We start from the raw sequence: 22,467 nt of genomic DNA, 5'->3' as shown, positions 1-22,467 counted from the left end.
CCGGAGTGGACGAACCTCTGGTGTACCGGTTGTCACGCCAGTGGCATCGCCGGGTAGCTATGTTCGGAAGAGATAACCGCTGAAAGCATCTAAGCGGGAAACTCGCCTTAAGATGAGATATCCCTGGAGGCTTGACCTCCTTGAAGGGTCGTTCGAGACCAGGACGTTGATAGGTCAGGTGTGTAAGCGCAGTAATGCGTTCAGCTAACTGATACTAATTGCCCGTAAGGCTTGATCCTATAACAAGTCTGCCTTATAGATCTGCGCCGTGTGTAAGCACTGGCCGCGATCCAAAGCGACAAGTTGGATTCTCGTGTGTGATACACACAACTCAAAATTACTGCTTCTTCCCAGATTGGTTCTGTTGGCCACGCCAGCAGAACAACCCTCTTTGCCTGATGACCATAGCGAGTCGGTCCCACCCCTTCCCATCCCGAACAGGACCGTGAAACGACTCTACGCCGATGATAGTGCGGATTCCCGTGTGAAAGTAGGTAATCGTCAGGCTCCCTCAAGCCAGAAACCCTCGCCCGACAAGGCGGGGGTTTTTGCATTTCGGCATCCCGAAAGGCCGGCGGCGAAGCATTGCCGAGGCTACCTACGCCGAGTCCCGCTGCGACGTAATGAATAGCAGTGCAGACCGGTCAATCCTGCGCTCCGTTATTCTCGGGTAGCGGCCGTTGTACCGTCCTGAATCTCCCAGCACCTCCTTCCGCTAACCGTACCATCCGTCTTCAGGATCGATTCCGGCCAATACTGCACATTCGGCGACGACGTTGCGACCGCTGATGATGAGCGATGTTGATCGACAGCGATCGATGAATACTGCCTACTGACGAAAAATCCCTGCATCTGCCCGTCCTTCGAGGCGCCGTGTCATACGCACCACTCGGCGATCGCAGCACGACATCATCATAAAAATCTATGCGCATAAAGTTCATTCGCGCGACATGCCCGGCAGAGCGGGAAGCAAGCCCTTCGGGGTAATATCATCGCTCGTCCCGATTCCCCGGCGCTTGCCTGCATCCGCCGGCGGTCGGCGCTTTTTTGTATTCCGTCTTCTGCATCGTTCATGACTGACAGCCCCGCTCAAAGTGGTCGGACGACCGACTTCTTGCCGTATCTCGTCGCCGCGACCTTCTTCATGGAGTACCTCGACACGACGGTGATCGCGACCGCGCTGCCGCAAATGGCGAATTCGTTCGGCGTCGGACCGAACGCACTGAGCCTCGGGATGACGGCCTACATGCTGGCGCTGGCGGTGTTCATCCCGATCAGCGGCTGGATCGCGGATCGCTATGGTTCACGCACCGTCTTTGCGAGTGCGATCGTCGTCTTTACCGGCGCGTCGGTGCTGTGCGGGCTGTCCGACGGGGTGATGTCGTTTACGGCTGCCCGGCTGCTGCAGGGTGTCGGCGGGGCGATGATGGTGCCGGTCGGGCGGATGATCGTCGTGCGCAATACCGAGAAGGCGAGGCTGATGCGCGCGATCGCGACGATCACGTGGCCGGGGATCGTCGCGCCCGTCGTCGGGCCGCCGATCGGGGGCTTCATCACGACCTATGCATCGTGGAGATGGATCTTCCTGTTGAACGTCCCGTTCGGCCTTGCCGCGCTCGTTTGTACCTGGCTGATCGTCCGGAATACGCGGGCCGACGAGCAACGGCCGCTCGACTGGGTCGGCTTCGTGCTGGCCGGCGGCGCATTGACCTGCCTGTTGATCGGCACCGAAGCGGCTGGCCAGCAGGATGTCGATTTCACGCGCGCGGGTGTCCTGGTGGGCGCGAGCGTGCTGTTCGGCATTGCCGCTTGGCTGCATGCGCGACGCTGCGCGCATCCACTGCTCGATTTCACGACGCTGAAGGTGCCGACGTTCTCGGTGACCGTGATCACCGGCTCGATCACGCGGATGGCGATCAACGCCGTCCCGTACCTGCTGCCGCTGTTGTTCCAGATCGGCTTCGGGCTATCGCCGTTTCAGTCCGGCCTGCTGCTGCTCGCGAGCGCGCTCGGCAATCTCGGGATGAAGGCGGGCACGTCGTGGATCCTTGATCGTTACGGCTTCCGGCGCGTTGCGCTCGTCGACGTCACGATCGTCGGCATTTTCACGATCGCATGCGGCTGGCTGACTGCGTCGACGCCGTTGGCGATCACGCTGTTCGTCGTATTCGTCTACGGGCTCACGCGTTCGATGCAGTTCACGACGCTCGCGACGCTGGCCTATGCGGATATCCCGCCTCAGCAAACGAGCGCGGCCAGCACGCTGTGGAGCGCCGCGCAGCAGATGACGATCGGGATGGGGATCGCGTTCGGTGCATTGTCGCTGCGGCTCGCAGCATGGGGGCGCGGCGACGCGGCCGGCATGCACTACGTGCTCGACGATTTCCGCTGGGCGTTCGTCGCAGCGGGCGTGCTCGCGCTGCTGACGTTGCCGGGCTATGCACGGCTGGCCTCCGATGCCGGCGACCGGCTGCGGGCCAACATGGCGCGAGGATAGGCCGGACTGGCAATCGTATCGGCGGGGCGACAGGTGAGCGCGGATGTTTTACAGCACTCACCCTGAAGGGCCGATTCGTTTCTGCGTGGATCGCTTGACGGTCGGCGCAATCGGTATTCAGTCATTGCGGGCACGCGGCCTTCTGGTCGATCGTGCTTTGTCGGAACGCTCTCGGAACGATAGCGTGCGGTGCCGCGGCGACCATGCATGGGATGCGCGACAGGGGCGGGACGAGACAGCAGCCGTCCGTCCCGATGCCCGCTATCCACTACCCGCTATTGCGCGTCATGGAAGATGATGCCGACCGTATGGCGGTGGCCGCTTCGAATCCGGCTGACGCCGTGCCGCAGGTTGACGCGATAGACGCCGCGGGTTCCCTGCACGGGCCGGCCGTGTACCGCGAAGATCACCGCGTCGCCTTGTGTCAGCGGCACCACTTCCGCACGCGACTGCATGCGTGGTCGCTGTTCCGTCAGCACGAATTCCCCGCCACTGAAATCGCGGCCCGGCGCCGACAGCAGGATCGCGACCTGCAGCGGAAACACGTGCTCGCCATACAGGTCCTGATGGAGGCAGTTGTAGTCGTCGGCACCGTATTGCAGGATCAGCGGTGTCGGTCGCGTCTGTCCCGCTGCGTGGCAGCGGTCTAGGAACGTCGCATGGTCTTTCGGATAACGGACGTCGCATCCGAGCGCCCGGTTCCAGCGATTCGCGATCGGCGCGAGATGCGGGTAGATCGTCGCGCGCAGCTCGGCGATGACCGCGGGCAGCGGATATGCGAAATACTTGTACTCGCCCCGGCCAAAGCCGTGCCGCGCCATCACGACGCGTGAACGATAGAGCGCATCGCGCGGATAGAGCGACGCGAGTGCATCGCACTCGCGTGCCGACATCAGGCCCGGCACGCGCGCGCATCCGTAGCGATCGAGCTCGGCATCGACGCTCGGCCAGTCGAGGGTGTCGACGCGCTGCGCGATGTCCGGCGAGTCGACGGCGGGTTGCAGATCGGCAATGTTCACGGGCGTACCTCGGGGCATCGGCAGTGCGGCGTCGTGCGGTCGCGCACGGTCGGATTCACGATGAAAGTTGATGAACCCAGTCTAGCTGCGTCCACATGCCGATACGCTCCAGATCTTGCGCTTTAATTCGGGCCAGGAAGCATTGAAGGCGCGGCATCGACACACTGAATGTTGCGACGTGCCGGAGCGGAGAAGCGTAGAAGCGTAGAAGCGGAGAAGCGGAGAAGCGGAGAAGCGGAGAAGCGCCATATCCCACCTGCCGCGGCGGATAGCCGGCGATCGCCCGCCACCCGCCGCGTCCGCGATCAGGCCAGCGACCGGAACAACCAGTAAAGCCCGGCCGCCAGCGCGATCGACGCCGGCAGCGTCAGCACCCATGCGAGGACGAGGCTGCGCACCGTGCTCCATTGCAAGCCGGAGCCGTTCGCCGCCATCGTGCCCGCGACACCCGACGACAGCACGTGAGTCGTCGATACGGGCAACCCGTACACGTCGGCGGCGCCGATCGTCAGCATCGCGACGAGTTCGGCCGATGCGCCCTGTCCGTACGTCAGATGCTGCTTGCCGATTTTTTCGCCGACGGTCACGACGATCCGCTTCCAGCCGACCATCGTGCCGAGACCCAGCGCGATCGCGACGGCGACCTTCACCCACGTCGGAATGAACTTGGTCGCGTGGTCGAGCTGCGTGCGATAGTTGTTGATCGCGAGCTTGTCGTCGGCCGCGAACGCGGGCTGGCCCGACTTCTCGATCAGGCGAATGGCTTCGGAGACGAGATACATCGTGTTGCGCACGTTGTCGACGTCGCGCTGCGGCACGGCCGCCATCGAGCCCGACGCGCCGACGGCGGTCGCGAGCGACGTGGATAACTGCGCGACGGCCGGCAGCACGGCGGGCGTCAGTTCACGATGCTGCACGTAGTGTTCGACATCGGCGCGCGGGTTCGCGGACGGCGCGACGCCGTTCGTATACTTCCCGAACGTCGCGGCCGCCTGGTTCGCGACGGCCACGAAGGTCTGCGATTCGGCGGGCGTGACGGCCTTGTTCAGCGCATATGCGGTGGGCACCGTGCCGATCAGGATCAGCATGATGAGGCCCATTCCTTTCTGCCCGTCGTTCGACCCGTGTGCGAACGACACGCCGGTGCAGGTGAGGATCAGCAGGCAGCGAATCCAGAACGGCGGCGGCTGGTCCTTCGGCGGTTCCTTGTACAGCTCGGGAATCCGCACGACGGCCTTCAGCGCGAGTAGCAGCAGCGATGCACACAGGAAACCGACGATCGGCGAGAGCAGAAGCGACTTGCCGACGCCGAGCGCCTGGCCCCAGTCGACGCCGCTCGTGCCGGACGGCCCGTGCATCAGCTGGTTCATCAGCCCGACGCCGATGATCGAGCCGATCAGCGTATGCGAGCTCGAAGACGGCAATCCGAAATACCAGGTCGCGAGGTTCCAGACGATCGCGGCGATCAGCAGTGCGAACACCATCGCGAAGCCCGCGCCGCTGCCGACCTGCAGGATCAGCTCGACCGGCAGCAACTGCAGGATGCCGAAGGCGACGGCACCGCTCGAGACCATCACACCGAGGAAGTTCCACATGCCCGACCAGATCACTGCGACGTTCGGCGTCAGCGAGTGCGTATAGATCACGGTGGCGACCGCATTCGCGGTGTCGTGGAAGCCGTTGACGAATTCGAAGCCGAGCGCGATCAGCAGCGCGGCGCCGAGCAGCAGATACGGGAACAGCGTCCCTTCGCGGACCGGCGCCAGATCGGCGAGCAAGTGCGTGGCGATATAGACGGCGCCGAGCACGAGCACCAGCAGGAACGCGGCATAACCGATCTGCCTGTTGCGTGCGACGGAGCCGGGATGGTGCGGGGAGGACGAAGCGGGTTGATTCATGACGGCATCTCGTGAGGGAACCGCGTCCGATCCTAGCTGCGGCTAGCAGTCAGTTTGATGACAGTTGGGACGACGAACGGTGCGTCTTACGGGATGTAAGGAAAGCGGCGGCATGTGACGCGTCGGGGCGCATCGTCTACCCACATCGTGAACGAGACAGTGGCCTACGCACCCGTGTCGTGCACGTCGTCTGTCGCGGCCAACGTCCAGCCGCCGGGCGACGCGACGAACGTCGTGCACGACAGCGGCGCGACGTCGAGGCGGGCGGCCGCCTCGCGATCCATCCGCAGCACGTGCGCGATGGCCGCGCGGACGATCGGTGCATGCGTGATCGCGACGACATCGCGATCGCGCGGCAATGCGGCCAGCCATGTGCCGACCCGATGCGCGGCGGCGTCGAACGATTCGCCGCGATGCGGCGACGCGGACGGCGAGCCGATCCATGCTGCAAGTTCGTCGGGCAGGTCGCGCGCGAGATCGTGCAGCCGCTTGCCGCGCCAGTTGCCGTAGTCGAGGTCGCGCAGCGCATCGTCGATATCGGCGTGCAGCAGCCCGAGTGCGTCGGCCGTCTGCCGTGCGCAGCGTGCCGGGCTGCACAGCACGAGCGAGCCGGCAACGCCCATCCATCGGCCGCGCAACGCAGCGGCTTCGGCGAGCCCGAGTGCGTCGAGCGGATCGTCGTCGGGAAACGTGCCGGTGCGCATGGCGCGGGTCGATGCGTGCGCGATCAGGCGCAGCGAGGCAGGCAGGGTCATGTCGGTTGTCGGATGATCCGGAACGGGATGTGCTTGCCCATGTGGCATCGCTTCAATACGCGAACGTTCGCGCGTACAATTCGCCCGATACGAAGCGCGGAAGCCGGTGCAATTCCGGCGCGGTCGCGCCACTGTAACCGGAGAATCGATGATCCCGGAAGCCAGACCTGCCTTCGTACCCATCCATCATTTGTCGGGGCGCGATTCCCCTGAGGTGCATCCATGAGCGAAGCAGTGCTGAAGCCGGCGGTCGTGCCGGCACCCATCCCCGTCCGTGAGCTGTTGCCGTGGGCCGTGTTCGTCGGCCTGATCCTGCTGCTCGCACTCTATTTCGTCGGTGCGGAACAGGGCGCGACGTCGCTCGTGCCGGGCATGGTCGTACACGAATTCGTCCACGACGGCCGCCATCTGCTCGGCTTTCCCTGCCACTGACGCGGAGTAAAAGATGGTCGGAAAGCTGCTCATGCGCGGGATGCTCGCCGGCATCGCCGCGGGCCTCCTCACGTTCGGTTTCGCGAAAATCGTCGGCGAACCGCAAGTCGATCAGGCAATCGCCTTCGAGGAAAAAACCACCGCCGCCCAAGGCGAGGCGCCGGAGCCCGAGCTGGTCAGCCGCCACACGCAGGCCGGCCTCGGGCTGCTGACGGGCGTCGTGACCTACGGCGCGGCATTCGGCGGGCTGTTCTCGCTGGTCTTCGCGTATGCATACGGGCGCGGCAGCCGCCTGCCGGCGCGCCCGCTCGCCGCGTGGCTCGCGCTGGCGGCGTTCGTCGCGCTCGTGATCGTGCCGAACCTCAAGTACCCGGCCAATCCGCCGTCGGTCGGCGACCCCGACACGATCGGCTATCGCACGGGCCTGTTTTTCCTGATGATCGCGATCTCGGTGGCGACGATGGTGTTCTCGGTCAGCGTGCGCCGCCATCTGCTGGCGAAGCTCGGGCAGTGGAACGCATCGATCGTCGCCGGGCTCGTGTTCGTCGCGATCATCGCGGCCGTGCAGATCGGGCTGCCGTCGGTCAGCGAGTTGCCGGCCGATTTCCCGGCGGCCTTGCTGTGGAAATTCCGCGTGGCGGCCATCGGCATGCAGGTGATCATGTGGACGACGATCGGCCTGCTGTTCGGCGCATGGGTCGAGCGCGGCGAGCGCGCGGGAATGCGCGCCGCCTGACGCGCGGGGCAACCGGGCGCGCCTAGCGCAGCATGCGCGGCGCGCTCCACGTCGATTCGCGTGCCAGCGCGACGAACGCGGCCAGATAGTCGATCGATGCATCCGCTTCACGGATGCCGAGGAAGATCTGCTTCGCGATGCCCTTCTTGCCGAGCTTGACCGGCACGACCGGCATCCGGTCCGCGTACTCGTCCGCGAGCCACCGCGGCAGCGCGGCCACGCCGCGCCCGCTCGCGACCATCTGCAACATGATGTCGGTCGTCTCGATCGACTTGTGCCGCCTCGGCACGATGCCGGCCGGCGTCAGGAACTGGTTGTAGATGTCGAGCCGATCGGTTTCGACCGGGTACGTGATCAGGATCTCGTCGGTCAGCTGCGCGGGCGTCACGTAGTCGGCATGCGCGAACCGGTGCGAATCCGCGACCACGAGCACCTGTTCGTAGTCGAACACTGGATCGAAACGCAGCCCCGGCTTGTTCAGCGGATCGGGCGTCACCAGCACGTCGATGTCGTAACCGAATAGCGCGCCGATGCCGCCGAACTGGAAGCGCTGCTTCACGTCCACGTCGACGTCGGGCCAGCGCGACAGGTACGGTGACACGACCTTCAGCAGCCACTGGTAGCACGGGTGGCACTCCATCCCGATGCGCAGCGTGCCGCGCTCGCCCTTCGCGTACTGCTTCATCCGTTCCTCGGCGAGCTCGAACTGCGGCAGCAGCCGGTTCGCCAGCTTCAACAGATACTGCCCGCCCTGCGTGAGCCGCAGGCCGCGGCCTTCCCGGTCCCAGATCGGTGTGCCGAGCTGCTGCTCGATTTTCCTGACGGTATGGCTGAGCGCCGACTGCGTGAGGTGCAGTGCATTGGCCGCCGCGGTCAGCGAGCCCTGGCGCTCGACTTCACGAATGACGACGAGATGGAATCGTTCCAGCATGGATGGCGCTCATTCCACGAATACATGAATAATGTTAATGGATGAATGAAATAATGCCATTTTATTTCATGGTTTGAAATCCCTATGATGGCTGCCGGATCTTCATTTTTCTCTGGACGGCAGCTTCATGGTCACGACACACAACCTCGGTTTTCCGCGCATCGGCGCGAAGCGCGAACTCAAGTTCGGTCTCGAACGCTACTGGAAGGGCGAATCGTCGCGCGACGAACTGAAGGCGCTCGGCGCCGAGTTGCGGCGGCGCCACTGGCACGACCAGCGTGATCTCGATCTCGCACCGATCGGCGACTTCGCGTTCTACGACCAGGTGCTCGACATGAGCTTCACGCTCGGCAACCTGCCGAAGCGCGTGCAGGACTTCCACGGCGATGCGCTCGACAACTATTTCCGCGTCGCGCGCGGCCGTTCGGCGCAGTCGGCGGAAGAACATGCGGCGTGCTGCGGCGGTGTCGCGGCCGGCGAAATGACGAAGTGGTTCGACACGAACTACCACTACATCGTGCCGGAGTTCCACGCGGATACGAATTTCTCGCTCGATCCGTCGCGTCTGCTGCAGCAACTGGCCGAAGCGAACGCGCAGGGCGTGCGCGCGAAACCGGTGATTCTCGGCCCCGTCACGTACCTGTGGCTCGGCAAGTCGAAGGACGATTCCGATCGCCTCGCGTTGCTGCCGAAGCTGCTGCCGGTGTACGGCGCGCTGCTCGACACGCTGACCGCGCAGGGCGTCGAATGGGCGCAGATCGACGAGCCGATTCTCGTGACCGAGCTCGATGCCGAATGGCGCCAGGCGTTGCGCACCGCGTACGCGGCGCTGGAAACGCGCCGCATCAAGCTACTGCTCGCCACGTACTTCGGCCAGCTTCAGGACAACCTGACGCTCGCGGCGTCGCTGCCGGTCGACGGCCTTCATATCGACGCGATCAACGCGCGCGACGAAGTCGACGCGCTGGTGCGTGAACTGCCGGCAGACCGCGTGCTGTCGGTGGGCGCGATCAATGGCCGCAACATCTGGAAGACCGACCTGAACGCGACGCTCGACTGGCTCGAACCGCTCGCGAAGCAACTGGGCGACCGGCTGTGGCTCGCGCCGTCGTGCTCGCTGCTGCATGTGCCGGTCGATCTCGCGAGCGAGGAGAAGCTCGACGCGGAAATCCGCTCGTGGCTCGCGTTCGCGCTGCAGAAACTCGACGAGTTGAAGGTGCTCGCGATCGCGCTGAACGAAGGCCGCGACAAGGTGGCCGGCGCGCTCGCCGCGAATGCCGCCGCGATCGATTCGCGCCGCCGCTCGCCGCGCGTGAACAACCCGGCGGTGAAGGCCGCAATCGCGCGCATCGACACGCAGCTCGGCAACCGTGCGAGCCCCTATACGCAGCGTGCGTCGAAGCAGTCGGCGCGACTGAACCTGCCGGCGTTTCCGACGACGACGATCGGTTCGTTCCCGCAGACCGCCGAGATCCGCCAGGCGCGCAGCCGGTTCAAGGCCGGCGCGCTGGACGAAGCCGGCTATCGCACGGCGATGCAGGCCGAGATCGAACGCAGCGTGCGCGAACAGGAGTCGCTCGAACTCGACGTGCTCGTGCATGGCGAAGCCGAGCGCAACGACATGGTCGAATACTTCGGCGAGCAACTCGACGGCTACGCGTTCAGCCAGTTCGGCTGGGTCCAGTCGTACGGTTCGCGCTGCGTGAAGCCGCCGATCCTGTTCGGCGACATCAGCCGCCCGAAGGCGATGACGGTCGAGTGGATCGCCTATGCGCAGTCACTGACGGACAAGCCGATGAAGGGCATGCTGACCGGCCCGGTGACGATCCTGAACTGGTCGTTCGTGCGTGACGACCAGCCGCGCTCGGTATCGTGCTACCAGCTTGCGCTGGCGATCCGCGACGAAGTGCTCGATCTCGAGAAGGCGGGCGTGCGCGTGATCCAGATCGACGAAGCGGCGCTGCGCGAAGGTCTGCCGTTGCGCCGCGCGCAATGGAGCGAATACCTGAAGTGGGCCGTCGAGTCGTTCCGCATCGCCGCGAACGGGGTGCAGGACGATACGCAGATCCACACGCACATGTGCTATTCGGAGTTCAACGACATCATCGCGTCGATCGCCGACATGGATGCCGACGTGATCACGATCGAGACGTCGCGCTCGGACATGGAGCTGCTCGACGCGTTCGACACGTTCAAGTATCCGAATGAAATCGGGCCGGGCGTGTACGACATCCATTCGCCGAACATTCCGACGCAGGATCACATCGTCGGGTTGATGAAGAAGGCGGCCGAACGGATTCCGGCGGAACGTCTGTGGGTGAACCCGGATTGCGGGCTGAAGACGCGGCAGTGGGCGGAAGTGACTCCGGCGCTGACGAACATGGTCGCCGCCGCGAAGACGCTACGCAATCAGGTGCAGTGACGCAGCGAACGCGGTGCGGTACCGTCGCGATCGACGATCGGACGAAAAAAACGACCCGCGGCAGCGGGTCGTTTTTTGTCATGCATGGATGTGCACCACGCGTCGAGCGCTACGCGGTGCGCGTGCCGCGCGGCAGCGCGTCGTTCGTCTTGCCGGGCGCACCCGCATCGTCGATGCGGACGCGGCGCGAGATCAGCCACACGCAGAGCGACGACAGCACGGCCGCACTCGTGTACTGGAGCGCGAGCGGCCACCATTGCGGCGCGGCGTGCTGCGCGATGATGGTCGCGACCAGCGGCGTGAGGCCGCCGGCGAGCGCGCCGCACACCTGGTACGCGATCGAGATCGCCGTATAGCGGATCCGCGCGACGAAGATGCCGCTGACGAAGCCGGCGACGACCGAGTAGTAGCCCGATTCCGCGAGCGTCGCGAGTCCGACGCCGATCGTGATCGACACCGGCGTGCCCAGGTGCACGAGCGGCAGCATCACGAACGGGACGATCATCGCCCAGGCGCCGGTGATCAGCAGCACGCGCGTGGTGCCGAAGCGCTGCGCGAGGAAGGCGGCCGCGAGTTGCACGACGAACTGCAGCACCGCGACGATCGTCATGCAATGCAGCACCATCGACCGGTCGAGCGACAGGAATTGCGTCGCATAGCTGATCATGAAGATGTTGCTGAAATACACGCCGGCGATCCCGTAAACGTTCGCGCCGATCGCGAGCAGCAGCAGCGGCCAGACCTTGAGCGCTTCGCGCAGCGGTTTTTGCGCGATGTTGCCGCTCTTCCTGACTTCCTCGAACTCGGGCGATTCCGACACGCTCGCGCGGATCACGAAGCCGACGATCAGCAGCACGGAACTCGCGAGGAACGGCACGCGCCAGCCCCAGCTCATCATGTCGTCCTTCGACAGCGTGCTGATCGCGCCGAACGCGAGCATCGACAGGATCAGGCCGCTCGCGCTGCCCAACTGCGCGAACGACGCGAAGAACGTGCGCTTGCCCTCGGGCGCATGCTCGCCGGCGAGCAGCACCGCGCCGCCCCATTCGCCGCCGACCGCGATGCCTTGCAGCACGCGCATCAGCACGAGCAGGATCGGTGCGATCACGCCGGCTTGCGCATGGGTGGGCAGCAGGCCGATCGCGACCGTCGACACGGCCATCAGCATCAGCGTCGCGAGCAGCGAGCGCTTGCGGCCGAAGCGGTCGCCCAGATAGCCGAACATCACGCCGCCGAGCGGCCGCGCGAAGAAACCGACCGCGAACGAGCCGAACGATGCGAGCAGGCTGATGAAGCGGTTTTCGCCGGGAAAGAACAGCGGCCCGAACACGATGGCGGCGGCGGTCGCATAACTATAGAAGTCGTACCACTCGATCGTGGTGCCGACGAACGAAGCGAGCGCCGCACGCTTCGGTTGCTTGGCGGAAGTCCCCATCTTGGTGTGTGCTCCTCTGGAATCCTCTGATTTGGAATAGTGGCGGCGCCGGGATCAGTCGCGGTAGGCGACGCCCGGCAGCACGCACAGCAGCTCGTACGCGAGGTTCGCGCCGAGCAGCGCCGTGGTGCCGAACGGGTCGTACGGCGGCGCGACTTCGACGAGATCGCAGCCGACGATGTTCAGCCCCTTCGCGCCGCGGATGATCTCGAGCGCTTGCGGCACCGTGAGGCCCGCGATTTCCGGCGTGCCGGTGCCCGGTGCGTAGGCCGGGTCGATGCCGTCGATGTCGAACGTGATGTAGACGGGCGTGTCGCCGATGCGCGCGCGCACTTCTTCCATCAGCGGCGCGAGCGATTTGTTCCAGCATTCCTCGGCCTGGACGACGCGGAAGCCCTGCTCGCGGCACCAGTCGAAATCCTCGGCCGCGTAGCCGGTCCCGCGCAGGCCGATCTGCGTGACCTTGTCGCCGTGCAGCAACCCTTCCTCGACCGCGCGGCGGAATGGCGTGCCGTGCGCGATCTTTTCGCCCATCATCGTATCGTTCACGTCGGCGTGTGCATCGACGTGGATCAATGCAACCTTGCCGTGCTTGCGGTGGATCGCGCGCAGGATCGGCAGCGCGATCGTATGATCGCCGCCGAGCGTGATCGGCTTGCAGTCGTGCTCGAGAATCGCGTCGTACGCGGCCTCGATGCGGGCAATCGAATCGTGCAGGTTGTACGGGTTGATCGCGACGTCGCCGATGTCGGCGATCTGCAGCGAATCGAAGGGCGCCGCGCGCGTGGCCATGTTGTACGGGCGCAGCAGCACGGATTCGGTGCGGATCTGGCGCGGGCCGAAGCGCGCGCCGGTGCGGTTCGACGTGCCGAGATCGAACGGCACGCCGACGAAACACGCGTCGAGGCCTTCGGCGCTCGCCACGTGCGGCAGGCGCATCATCGTCGCGATGCCGCCGGAGCGCGGCATTTCATTGCCGCCGAGCGGCTGGAAATGGGTGTGGTCGTTCATGGGTTCGTCTCTTCCGGTGTGGGGTTGCCGTATCATGCGACGCGGCCTGACGCACAGTTTTACGCGCTCCGCCGGCAAAGAAGAATGCGAAGATATCGACGTAAACATCGATCTTCATCGATGTATGGAAGGGGATGAACGTGCTGGGGAATCTGTCGACCCTCGATCTGCGGTTGATCCGCGTGTTTCTCGCGGTCACGGACGCGGGCGGCGTGTCGGCCGCGCAGGCGATACTGAACGTCGGCCAGTCGACGATCAGCGCGCAGCTGTCGTCGCTCGAGACGCGGCTCGGCTACCGGCTGTGCGAGCGCGGCCGCAGCGGCTTCCGGCTCACGCCGAAGGGCGAACGGTTCCACGCGATGAGCCGCAAGCTGCTCGCGGCGCTCGACGAATTCGGGATGGCCGCGCGGCACATGGATCGCCAACTGGTCGGCACGCTGAACATCGGCCTGATCGGCCATACGCCGGTGAGCCAGAACGCGCGGATCGCCGAAGCCATCGCCGCGTTCCGCACGCGCGACGAGGCGGTGCGCTTCTCGATCTCGGTGCGCGCGCCCGGCGATCTCGAGGAAAAGTTGCTGAGCAACGAGATCCAGATCGCGGTCGGCTATTTCTGGCATCGCGTGCCGACGCTGCACTACACGCCGCTGTTCATCGAGCGGCAGGTCGCCTACTGCGGCCGTGGCCATCCGCTGTTCGAGGGCGCCGGCACGCTGACGCCGGCCGACGTCGCCGGCTTCGAGTGGGCCTGGCGCTCGTATCCGCTGCCGGAAGCGCAGATGTCGACGACGCCCGATCGCGTGACCGCGACCGCCGACAACATGGAGGCCGTCGCGCTGCTGATCCTGTCAGGCCATCACCTCGGCTACCTGCCGCAGCACTTCGCGGCGCCCTATGTGGCGCAGGGCCTGCTCGCGCCGCTCAATCCGGAGCAACTGCACTACGAGGTCACGTTCCACATGGTCGTGGCGCGCGACGGACGCGGCGATCCGGTGGTCGAAGCGTTTCTCGAGGATCTCGAGCGCGCGCATCAGGCGCCCGACGTGGTGTGACGCCGGCGCGGCCGACCCGGTGAACGCGCGTTGCGCGCGGGCGGCTTGCCGGCCAGCCATGCATCACGGCACCGGCAACCCCGCATCGTGCTTCACCTCGCGCAGCGACAGCGCCGATTCGATCGACGTCACGCCCGGCAGCATCCGCAGCGAATCGCGCAGGAACGTGCCGTAATCGTCGAGATCGCGCGCGACCACCTGCAACAGGTAGTCGGCGGTGCCCGCGACGTTGTGGCAGGCCAGGATCCGCTCGATGCCGAGCACTTCCCGTTCGAACCGGTCGGCGACCTTGCGGTCGTGCGTCGCGAACCGCACGAGCACGAACGCGACCACGCCGAAACCGAGCGCCTGGCGCGACAGTTGCGCGCGGTAGCGCTCGATGTAGCCGTCGTTTTCCAGACGTTTGAGGCGCCGCGCGCAAGGCGTCTCGGACAGGCCGACGGATTCGGCGAGCCGCGCGATCGGCAGGCGGCCGTCGCGCTGCACCGCGGCGAGGATCGCGCGGTCGGTTTTGTCGAGGTCGATCATTTTGGCGGAATCCTTGTCATGACCCCGTGATTGTGGCGGATTCCGCTACGACTCGCCATTCCTGAGCCGCAAATGGCCAATAATCCCTCTGCCTTCGGCGGCAACATATCGTCACTGAAGGACGAGGGGCAGACCATGATTTCCACGCATTTGCTGTTGATTTATCTCGCCGCGCTGGCGGCCATTTATGCGGTGCCGGGGCCGGACATGGCGCTCGTGCTGCAAACCAGCATCGGCCGCGGCGTGCGGCCGGGGATGGCGGCGGCCGCCGGCCTGTCGCTCGCCCGCACCGCGCACGTGACGCTGTCGGCATGCGGCGTCGCGGCGCTGATCCGCGGCGCGCCGTGGCTGTACGAGGTGATCCGCTACGGCGGCGCGCTCTATCTCGCGTATGTCGCGATCCAGGTGTTCCGCTCGCCCGTGTTCGCGCTCGGCGACGGCGACGCGGCGGCGGGCGAACTGCGGCAGTCGTTCGTGAAGGGATTGCTGACCAATCTGCTGAACCCGAAGGCGCTGTTGTTCTGCTCGGTGCTGCTGCCGCAGTTCGTGCGGCCCGAGGTCGGGCCGGTCGTCTGGCAGATGTTCGAACTCGGTGCGCTGCTGGTGGCGGCCGGCGTGTGCTTCGACCTCGCGTGCGTGTTCGGCGCGTCGCGCATCGCGGCGTGGATGCGTGCGCATCCGCTCGCGCAGACGGTGCAGCGCTGGACCTTCTCCGCGGCGTTGATCGGTTTCGCGCTGCGGTTGTCGATGGACTGAGCGTTGCGCCGACATGGCCGCCGGCGGGGCGATCGGCCGCGCGGGCGGGCCATGCACGAGTCGATTCAGGCCGCGCGCGATGCCGGCCTTCGCGCAAACGCTCGCCGCAGAAGGGCGTGCGCGCAAATCGTCTGACTGTTCTAAACTTCCTCTGACTTCGCGTGATCGCGAACGCGCCGTCGCGAACGCGCCGTCGCGAATCGACTGACCGAACGGAACCGTCGTCCGCAGGCTATGTCCGATTTCCTGGCTGTTCCGTGCAACGCGGTACCAAGGAGGGTCTGAACATGGCAAGGCATCTTCAAGCCGACCGTGAACCCCGCATCGTCGCCGAGTCCAAGTGTCTCGGCCAGTGCGATCCGGCAGAACGCATCCACGTCACGATCATGTTGCGGCGGCAGGAAGAAGGGCAACTCGATGCATTGGTCCACCAGCTCGCCACCGGCGACGCCCGCGCAAAACCGGTGTCGCGCGACGCATTCGCGCAGCGTTTCTCCGCCAATCCCGACGACATCCGCAAGACCGAGGAATTCGCGCATCGTCATCAACTGACGGTCGATCGCGTCGACCCGGTCGAAAGCGTCGTCGTGGTGTCCGGCACGATCGCGCAGTTCGAAGCCGCGTTCAGCGTGAAGCTCGAGCGTTTCGAGCATCGGTCGATCGGCCAGTATCGCGGCCGCTCGGGCCCGATCGCGCTGCCCGACGAGCTCGGCGACGCGGTAACCGCCGTGCTCGGCCTCGACAGCCGCCCGCAGGCGCGGCCGCACTTCCGCTTCCGTCCGCCGTTCAAGCCTGCGCGCGGCGCGGCGGCCGTCACGTTCACGCCGATCCAGCTTGCGTCGCTGTACGACTTTCCGGCCGGCGACGGCGCCGGGCAATGCATCGCGATCATCGAACTCGGCGGCGGCTATCGCGCGGCGGACATCCAGCAGTATTTCCGCGGGCTCGGGATCACGACGCCGCCGACGCTCGTCGACGTGAACGTCGGCACCGGCCGCAATGCGCCGACCGGCGAGCCGAACGGCCCGGACGGCGAAGTCGCGCTCGACATCGAAATCGCAGGCGCGATCGCGCCGGCCGCGAAGATCGCGGTCTACTTCGCGCCGAACAGCGACGCGGGCTTCATCCAGGCCGTCAACGCGGCCGTCACCGACAAGACCCACCGGCCTTCCGTGATCTCGATCAGCTGGGGCGGCCCGGAAGCGATCTGGCAGGCGCAGTCGGCACACGCGTTCAACCGCGTGCTGCAGGCGGCCGCCGCGCAGGGCATCACCGTATGCGCGGCGTCGGGCGACAGCGGCTCGGGCGACGGGCTGCAGGATGGCGCCGATCACGTCGATTTCCCGGCGTCGAGCCCGTACGTGCTCGGCTGCGGCGGCACGCAGCTCGATGCGCTGCCCGGGCAGGGCATCCGCAGCGAGGTCACGTGGAACGACGAGGCGTCGGGCGGCGGCGCGGGCGGCGGCGGCGTCAGTTCGCTGTTCGACCTGCCGGCGTGGCAGCAGGGGCTGAAGGTCGCACGCGCCGACGGCACCGCCACGCCGCTCGCCAAGCGCGGTGTGCCGGACGTGGCCGGCGATGCGTCGCCGCAGACGGGCTACGAAGTGTCGGTCGCCGGCACGCCCGCGGTGATGGGCGGCACGAGCGCGGTCGCACCGCTGTGGGCCGCGCTGATCGCGCGGATCAATGCGGCGGCCGGCGCATCGGCCGGCTGGATCAATCCGGTGCTGTACAAGCATCCGGATGCGTTGCGCGACATCACGAAAGGCTCGAATGGCACCTATGCGGCCGCGGCCGGCTGGGACGCGTGCACGGGGCTCGGCAGCCCCGACGGCGCGAAACTGGCGGCGCTCCTCGCGCGCAAGCCGTCGAGCTGACGCGCCGGTACCTGCCTTTACTTTCGACGCGGGTGATCTTCCCGCGTCTTTTTTCACCTCCAGGAGCAGCACGATGGGCATCGATTCCGCATCTTCCGGCGGCGTGTATCCGCTGCATCACGGCGACCACAATTCGCACGGCGTGCCGCCGACCATCAACCCGGTCGCGCTGAGCCGCGGCCGCGACCAGCCGTTCTTCGATCCGGTCGCGTACGGCAACGGCCCCGACGACTCGGTGACCGACACGACCGAAGCGGCCGCGATCACGCACCACACGATCCTGATCGACGGCAGGCGCATCGCGTACACAGCGACGGTCGGCCACCTCGTGACCGTCGATCCCAGCAGTTCGCAGCCGGCCGCGAAAATCTTCTACGTCGCGTTCACGGCGGACGGCGCGAAGGAAGAAACGCGGCCCGTGACGTTCTTCTATAACGGCGGGCCCGGCTCGTCGTCGGTGTTCGTGCTGCTCGGCTCGTTCGCGCCGAAGCGCATCAAGACGTCGATGCCGGGGTTCACGCCGCCCGCGCCGTACCAGATCGAAGACAACCCGGACAGCATGATCGACCACAGCGACCTGGTGTTCATCAATCCGGTCGGCACCGGCTATTCGGCGGCCGTCGCGCCGAACAAGAATCGCGACTTCTGGGGCGTCGACCAGGATGCGGATTCGCTGAAGCAGTTCATCAAGCGCTACCTGACGAAGAACAACCGCTGGAATTCGCCGAAATACCTGTTCGGCGAATCGTACGGCACCGCGCGCAGCTGCGTGCTCGCGTACAAGCTGCACGAGGACGGCGTGGACCTGAACGGCGTCACGCTGCAATCGTCGATCCTCGATTACCGGCAGGCCGGCAACCCGGTCGGCACGCTGCCGACCGCCGCGGCCGACGCGTGGTATCACAAGAAGCTCGGCATCAAGCCGGCGCCGAGCGATCTCGGCGCGTTCGTCGAGGAAGTCGCGCAGTTCGCGCGCACCGACTACCTGAGCGCGCTGCGCGCGGCGCCGCATGCGGACCCGGCCACCGTGCGGAAACTGTCGGAATACACGGGCATCGACACGGCGACGCTGCAATCGTGGGGCCTCGACATCGCGGGCTACGACGCGCGCGGCAATTCGCTGTTCCTGACGACGCTGCTGCATGCGCAGGGGCTCGCGCTCGGTTCGTACGACGGCCGCGTGACCGGGATCTCGTCGGGCATCGCCGGCAAGATCGACCCGAATTCGGGCGGCAACGATCCGACGATGACGGCCGTGACGGGCGTCTATACGGCGATGTGGAACAGCTACCTGAACGAGCAGTTGAAGTTCACGTCGAACTCGGCGTTCACGGACCTGAACGACCAGGCTTTCAAGAACTGGGATTTCAGCCACATCGACCCGACCGGCGCGCAGCAGGGCATCGATGCACAGGGCAACGTGATTCTCTACACGGCCGGCGACCTCGCCGCGGTGATGGCGCTGAACGTGGACCTGAAGGTGCTGTCGGCGAACGGCTTCTACGATTTCGTCACGCCGTTCTACCAGACCGTGATCGATCTGCAGCAGATGCCGCTGGAGGACCAGAAGGTGCGGCAGAACCTGTCCGCGCGGTTCTATCCGTCGGGGCACATGGTGTACCTCGACGCCGGGTCGCGCACCGCGCTCAAGCGCGATCTCGCGACGATGTACGACGCGACGGTCAGCGATACGGGCGCGCGGATGCGCATTCGTGCGCTGCAGGCGAAGAAGACGGGCGGGCGCGCGTAGCGTGGCCCGTCGCCGGTCGGCCGCGCGCAGCCGTGACGGTGCGCGCGGCGGTATGTCGGTGGCGCGGCGGCCGGCTTATGCGGTGGCCGGCCAGTCGAACATCGTGTACGGCAGTGCGCGCTTGTGGCGTGAGCCGTCGTAGAAGCGCAGCACCGTTTCATACACGCGATCGGCAACCGGCTTGCCTTCGAGGAAATCGTCGATCTCGTCGTAGGTCACGCCATACGCGTGCTCGTCGGGGCGCAGCGGGCGCAGCTCCTCGAGGTCGGCCGTCGGCACCTTCATCACGATCAGCTCGTCGCCGCCGAGCGCGCGCGCGACCGCGCGCACGCGACGCTTGCTCAGGCCCGCGAGCGGCAGGATGTCCGCGCCGCCGTCGCCGAACTTCGTGAAGAAACCCATCAGCGATTCGGCCGCGTGATCCGTGCCGATCACGATGCCGCGCCGCGCGCCGGCTACCGCGTACTGCGCGATCATGCGCTCGCGCGCCTTGATGTTGCCGTGCACGAAATCCTGCTGCGCGGGCGTGTCGAACGCATGGCCGGATGCGACCAGCGAACGGAGCATCGCATCGGCGGCCGGCTTCACGTCGACCGTCAGCACCTCGTCCGCGCGCACGAACGCCAGCGCGCGCTGCGCATCCTCTTCGTCGTTCTGCACGCCGTTCGGCAGGCGCATCGCGATGAAGCGTGCATCGTAGCCGTCGGCGCGCAGGCGCTCGACCGCCAGTTGCGCGAGACGTCCGGCCGTCGACGAATCGACGCCGCCGCTGATGCCGAGCACGTAGGTCCGCAGGCCGGTCGAACGCAGGTACTGCGCGAGGAAATCGACGCGCCGGGCGATTTCGGCTTCGGCGTCGAAGTGCGGGGCGACGTTCAGTTCGGCAATGATCGCGCGTTGGCGGCTGGCGTAATCGGCGGAGGTCATGAGGGAAATTCCGGAACGAATTGCAAGGCGCCCATCATAAGCGCAATCGCGGCGCGCCGCCGCGCCGGGCCTGCGTTTCCGGCGGTTTCGCGTTGCTTCGGCGAGACGCGGCGCGTCGCCATGGTGCGCGGTGCGCCAGGCAGGTGCGGGATGCGGCGCGAACGGCCTCCGGGCGGGGCGACGGCGGGCGTCAGCGCCGCGCGAGCACGACGCCCACCAGCGCGAGCGCGAAGCCGGCGAGCTGGATCGTCGCGAGCGTTTCGCCGAACAGCCCGTAACCCTGCAGCGCGGCCAGCGGCGGCGCGAGAAACAGCAGCGACGTCGCGCGAGCGGCGTTGCCGCGCCGCAGCATCCACATCAGCATCGTGACCGCGCCGCCGGACAGGAACACGACGCCCCATACGAGCGACACCCACAGCGCCGGCGCGCCGATCCAGCGGGTTTCATGGAGCAGCACGACGAAGGCGGCCGCGACGACCGCCGCGCCGAAGTTCTGCACGGCGACCGCCGTGCGCAGGTCGCTCTGCGCGAGCTTGCCTTTCTGGTACAGCGAGCCGGCGGTGATCGCCCCGACCGCGAGAACCGACACGGTGACGACGAGCCACGCAGGCGCCGCGCCCGGCGGCGGCGCGACGCCGCCCGTGACCTTCGGCGCGAGCACGAGCGCGACGCCGGCCAGCCCGAGCGCCATCCCGAGCCAGCCGCGCGCGGGCAGGCGTTCGTTGAACAGCGGGACCGCGAGCACGGCGGTGGCGAGCGGCTGCAGCGCGCCGAGCAGCGCCATCACGCCCGCGTTCAATCCTTGCGCGACGGCCCAGTAGCTCGCGCCGAGATAGACGCCTTGCAGCAGCGCGCCGGCGATCAGGTGGCGCGGCCATTCGCGGCGGGCCGGCCACGGCGCGCGTGCGACGAGCGCCACCACGCCGAACAGCGCGGCCGTGCCCGCGAAGCGCGCCAGCAGGAACAGGTTCGGATCGGCGTAGGGCTTGATCGCCCGTGCAACGATGAAGCCGGTGGACCAGAGCGCGACGAAAACGGCGGCGACGATCGAGTTGAGCATGCGTGACGGGCCGCGGCGCGGCCGGACAGAACCGGAAAGTCGGCCAGTATCGGGCGAAGCCGCGCCGGTGTCTTGTCGAATCCTGCACTCACGCCGGGCGGTGCGTGACGGTGCGGGCGATCATCGCGCGCCGGGTGGGCGATGCGAATGCGATGCGTACCGCCCCGTGCGGGCGGCTACGACGCGGCGGCGATCAGTCGATCGAGAACGTATCGAGCGGCTGGTTGGCGCGCGCGTCGGTCGCGAAGCGCGCGGCGAGCTGTTCGTAGAGTCGGCGCGCTTCGTCGAGCGTCAGGTCGATCCAGTACGGGTCGCCCGCCGCGTCGTTGAGGCGTTCCGGCGGAAACTGGATTTCGATCACACTGCCTTTGCGATACATGGCGCGAGCCCCTTGGTTGGTCGGTCTTGGTCGGTCGTTCGGCGAAACGCCAAGTGTAGCAACCGGCGCCGCGCCGATTCGCGCGCGCCCGGCAATACTGAATTTCGCTTTCGGGCGACGTGCGCGGCCGCCGCCCGGCCGCATTCCCCGGCGCGGTCAAATGGTCGTCAAACGACCGTAATACAATGGCCGGCTTACCCATTACCAGTCGCCTCGGGCGCACACGCGATGCTGGCGGAACAACGTCATCAATACATCCTGTCGGAGCTTGGACGCTCGGGCGCGCTGTCGGTCGCGGAACTCGTCCGTTCGCTCGACGTATCGCGCGAAACCGTGCGGCGCGACCTGAACGCGCTGGCCGCGCGCGGCCTGCTCGTGATGACGCACGGCGGCGCGCTGGCCGCGGCTCGCCGCGAGCCGAGCCTGTCCGAGCGCGAAGCCGCGAACGCCGACGCGAAGCGCACGATCGGGCGGCGCGCGGCCGAATTCGTGCCCGACGATGCATCGGTGCTGATCGATTCGGGCAGCACGCCGCATGCGGTCGCGCTGGCGCTCGCCGACCGGCACCGGCTGTCGATCTACACGAACGACTGGCGCACCGCGTTCGTGCTCGCGCGGCGCAACGGCAACCGCGTGACGCTGCTCGGCGGCGAGCTGTCCGACGACGAGGACGCCACGTTCGGGCTCGACACGATCCACCAGCTCGCGCAATACCACGTCGATTTCGCGTTCGTCGGCGCCGGCGGCATCACGCCCGACGGCGAATGCACCGACTATTCGCGGCTCGCGGCAGAAGTGCGCAGCCGGATGATCGCGGCGGCGGGCACGGCGATCATCGTCGCCGACCATTCGAAGTTCGGCCGCGTGACGCCGGTGCGGATCAACGGCGCGTCGGCCGCCCGCTATCTCGTCACCGAACGCGCGCCGGACAAGGCGGTGCGCCGCGCGCTGACCGCTCGCGGCATCGAGCTGCTCGTGTGCGACTGACGCGCGTCCGACATA

General features: G+C 66.6%; 19 protein-coding genes, 2 rRNA genes and 1 riboswitch. Of the genes, 11 read left to right on the top strand and 10 right to left on the bottom strand.

The genetic code is table 11. The features are described from left to right. The 3 genes from CFB35_RS26910 to CFB35_RS26900 form a co-directional block, all read left to right on the top strand. A 23S ribosomal RNA gene (locus CFB35_RS26910) occupies positions 1–239 on the top strand; the annotation flags it as partial. Between the two features lie 155 nt (positions 240–394). Next, positions 395–507, top strand: a 5S ribosomal RNA gene (gene rrf, locus CFB35_RS26905). A 565-nt stretch (positions 508–1,072) separates the two neighbouring features. Beyond that, positions 1,073–2,497 (top strand): DHA2 family efflux MFS transporter permease subunit, encoded by a 1,425-nt coding sequence (locus tag CFB35_RS26900; protein WP_059575585.1) that lies wholly within the window; start codon positions 1,073–1,075, stop codon positions 2,495–2,497. A gap of 275 nt (positions 2,498–2,772) precedes the next feature. Here CFB35_RS26900 and CFB35_RS26895 read toward each other — a convergent pair whose 3' ends face one another. The 3 genes from CFB35_RS26895 to CFB35_RS26885 all read right to left on the bottom strand — a co-directional run bounded on the left by CFB35_RS26895 (position 2,773) and on the right by CFB35_RS26885 (position 6,169). Then, positions 2,773–3,534 (bottom strand): 2OG-Fe(II) oxygenase, encoded by a 762-nt coding sequence (locus CFB35_RS26895; RefSeq protein ID WP_059575583.1) that lies wholly within the window; start codon positions 3,532–3,534, stop codon positions 2,773–2,775. A 287-nt stretch (positions 3,535–3,821) separates the two neighbouring features. Further along, a complete protein-coding gene (locus CFB35_RS26890) occupies positions 3,822–5,414 on the bottom strand; it encodes an inorganic phosphate transporter (RefSeq protein WP_059575581.1) in 1,593 nt (530 codons plus the stop codon). Positions 5,415–5,578: 164 nt separating this feature from the next. Continuing rightward, positions 5,579–6,169, bottom strand: coding sequence for a histidine phosphatase family protein (locus CFB35_RS26885; RefSeq protein WP_059575579.1), 591 nt, complete (start codon positions 6,167–6,169; stop codon positions 5,579–5,581). 46 nt (positions 6,170–6,215) lie between these two features. After that, a riboswitch (cobalamin riboswitch) is annotated at positions 6,216–6,359 on the top strand. 32 nt (positions 6,360–6,391) lie between these two features. On the opposite strand from CFB35_RS26885, the gene CFB35_RS26880 reads away from it, so the two are divergent. Together CFB35_RS26880 and CFB35_RS26875 are read left to right on the top strand one after the other, a co-directional pair. Next, a complete protein-coding gene (locus CFB35_RS26880) occupies positions 6,392–6,601 on the top strand; it encodes a CbtB-domain containing protein (RefSeq protein ID WP_034175140.1) in 210 nt (69 codons plus the stop codon). Between the two features lie 13 nt (positions 6,602–6,614). After that, positions 6,615–7,337 (top strand): CbtA family protein, encoded by a 723-nt coding sequence (locus CFB35_RS26875; RefSeq protein ID WP_059575577.1) that lies wholly within the window; start codon positions 6,615–6,617, stop codon positions 7,335–7,337. Positions 7,338–7,359: 22 nt separating this feature from the next. Here CFB35_RS26875 and CFB35_RS26870 read toward each other — a convergent pair whose 3' ends face one another. Beyond that, positions 7,360–8,268 (bottom strand): LysR family transcriptional regulator, encoded by a 909-nt coding sequence (locus CFB35_RS26870; protein WP_059575575.1) that lies wholly within the window; start codon positions 8,266–8,268, stop codon positions 7,360–7,362. A 127-nt stretch (positions 8,269–8,395) separates the two neighbouring features. On the opposite strand from CFB35_RS26870, the gene metE reads away from it, so the two are divergent. Beyond that, positions 8,396–10,690 (top strand): 5-methyltetrahydropteroyltriglutamate--homocysteine S-methyltransferase, encoded by a 2,295-nt coding sequence (metE, locus tag CFB35_RS26865; RefSeq protein ID WP_089465755.1) that lies wholly within the window; start codon positions 8,396–8,398, stop codon positions 10,688–10,690. Positions 10,691–10,799: 109 nt separating this feature from the next. Here the strand turns inward: metE and CFB35_RS26860 are convergent, their stop codons facing one another. After that, a complete protein-coding gene (locus CFB35_RS26860) occupies positions 10,800–12,125 on the bottom strand; it encodes an MFS transporter (RefSeq protein WP_059575570.1) in 1,326 nt (441 codons plus the stop codon). A 54-nt stretch (positions 12,126–12,179) separates the two neighbouring features. Then, positions 12,180–13,136 (bottom strand): agmatinase, encoded by a 957-nt coding sequence (speB, locus tag CFB35_RS26855; protein WP_059575568.1) that lies wholly within the window; start codon positions 13,134–13,136, stop codon positions 12,180–12,182. A 134-nt stretch (positions 13,137–13,270) separates the two neighbouring features. Between speB and CFB35_RS26850 the strand changes: the two genes are divergently transcribed. After that, a complete protein-coding gene (locus tag CFB35_RS26850) occupies positions 13,271–14,188 on the top strand; it encodes a LysR family transcriptional regulator (RefSeq protein WP_179231794.1) in 918 nt (305 codons plus the stop codon). A 63-nt stretch (positions 14,189–14,251) separates the two neighbouring features. Here CFB35_RS26850 and CFB35_RS26845 read toward each other — a convergent pair whose 3' ends face one another. Then, entirely contained in the window at positions 14,252–14,716 is a 465-nt protein-coding gene (locus CFB35_RS26845) for an Lrp/AsnC family transcriptional regulator (RefSeq protein ID WP_006488501.1), read from the bottom strand. Positions 14,717–14,851: 135 nt separating this feature from the next. Between CFB35_RS26845 and CFB35_RS26840 the strand changes: the two genes are divergently transcribed. The 3 genes from CFB35_RS26840 to CFB35_RS26830 all read left to right on the top strand — a co-directional run bounded on the left by CFB35_RS26840 (position 14,852) and on the right by CFB35_RS26830 (position 19,099). Further along, positions 14,852–15,472, top strand: a complete 621-nt coding sequence (locus CFB35_RS26840; protein ID WP_059575566.1) for a LysE family translocator — start codon at positions 14,852–14,854, stop codon at positions 15,470–15,472. A 287-nt stretch (positions 15,473–15,759) separates the two neighbouring features. Continuing rightward, complete coding sequence (locus CFB35_RS26835; protein WP_059575564.1) at positions 15,760–17,349, top strand: protease pro-enzyme activation domain-containing protein; 1,590 nt, start codon at positions 15,760–15,762, stop codon at positions 17,347–17,349. 73 nt (positions 17,350–17,422) lie between these two features. Next, the gene (locus CFB35_RS26830; protein ID WP_059575563.1) at positions 17,423–19,099 is read left to right on the top strand and encodes a S10 family peptidase; all 1,677 of its coding nucleotides are present in this window, start codon (positions 17,423–17,425) and stop codon (positions 19,097–19,099) included. Positions 19,100–19,174: 75 nt separating this feature from the next. On the opposite strand, the gene nadE is transcribed toward CFB35_RS26830, so the two are convergent. The 3 genes from nadE to CFB35_RS26815 all read right to left on the bottom strand — a co-directional run bounded on the left by nadE (position 19,175) and on the right by CFB35_RS26815 (position 21,465). Next, positions 19,175–20,026: an ammonia-dependent NAD(+) synthetase gene (nadE, locus tag CFB35_RS26825; RefSeq protein WP_059575561.1), complete on the bottom strand. Its 852-nt coding sequence runs from the start codon at positions 20,024–20,026 to the stop codon at positions 19,175–19,177. Between the two features lie 190 nt (positions 20,027–20,216). Then, positions 20,217–21,086, bottom strand: coding sequence for a DMT family transporter (locus CFB35_RS26820; protein ID WP_059575559.1), 870 nt, complete (start codon positions 21,084–21,086; stop codon positions 20,217–20,219). Between the two features lie 193 nt (positions 21,087–21,279). Beyond that, the gene (locus tag CFB35_RS26815) at positions 21,280–21,465 is read right to left on the bottom strand and encodes a hypothetical protein (protein WP_006480515.1); all 186 of its coding nucleotides are present in this window, start codon (positions 21,463–21,465) and stop codon (positions 21,280–21,282) included. Between the two features lie 228 nt (positions 21,466–21,693). On the opposite strand from CFB35_RS26815, the gene CFB35_RS26805 reads away from it, so the two are divergent. Further along, complete coding sequence (locus CFB35_RS26805) at positions 21,694–22,452, top strand: DeoR/GlpR family DNA-binding transcription regulator (RefSeq protein ID WP_059575557.1); 759 nt, start codon at positions 21,694–21,696, stop codon at positions 22,450–22,452. The last annotated feature ends 15 nt before the right edge of the window (positions 22,453–22,467 follow it).

Source organism: Burkholderia sp. AU16482, from assembly GCF_002223285.1.
GTDB classification, from domain to species: domain Bacteria; phylum Pseudomonadota; class Gammaproteobacteria; order Burkholderiales; family Burkholderiaceae; genus Burkholderia; species Burkholderia semiarida.
The sequence above is the reverse complement of the archived record's forward strand: the minus strand, read 5'-3'. Positions and strand labels throughout refer to the sequence as shown.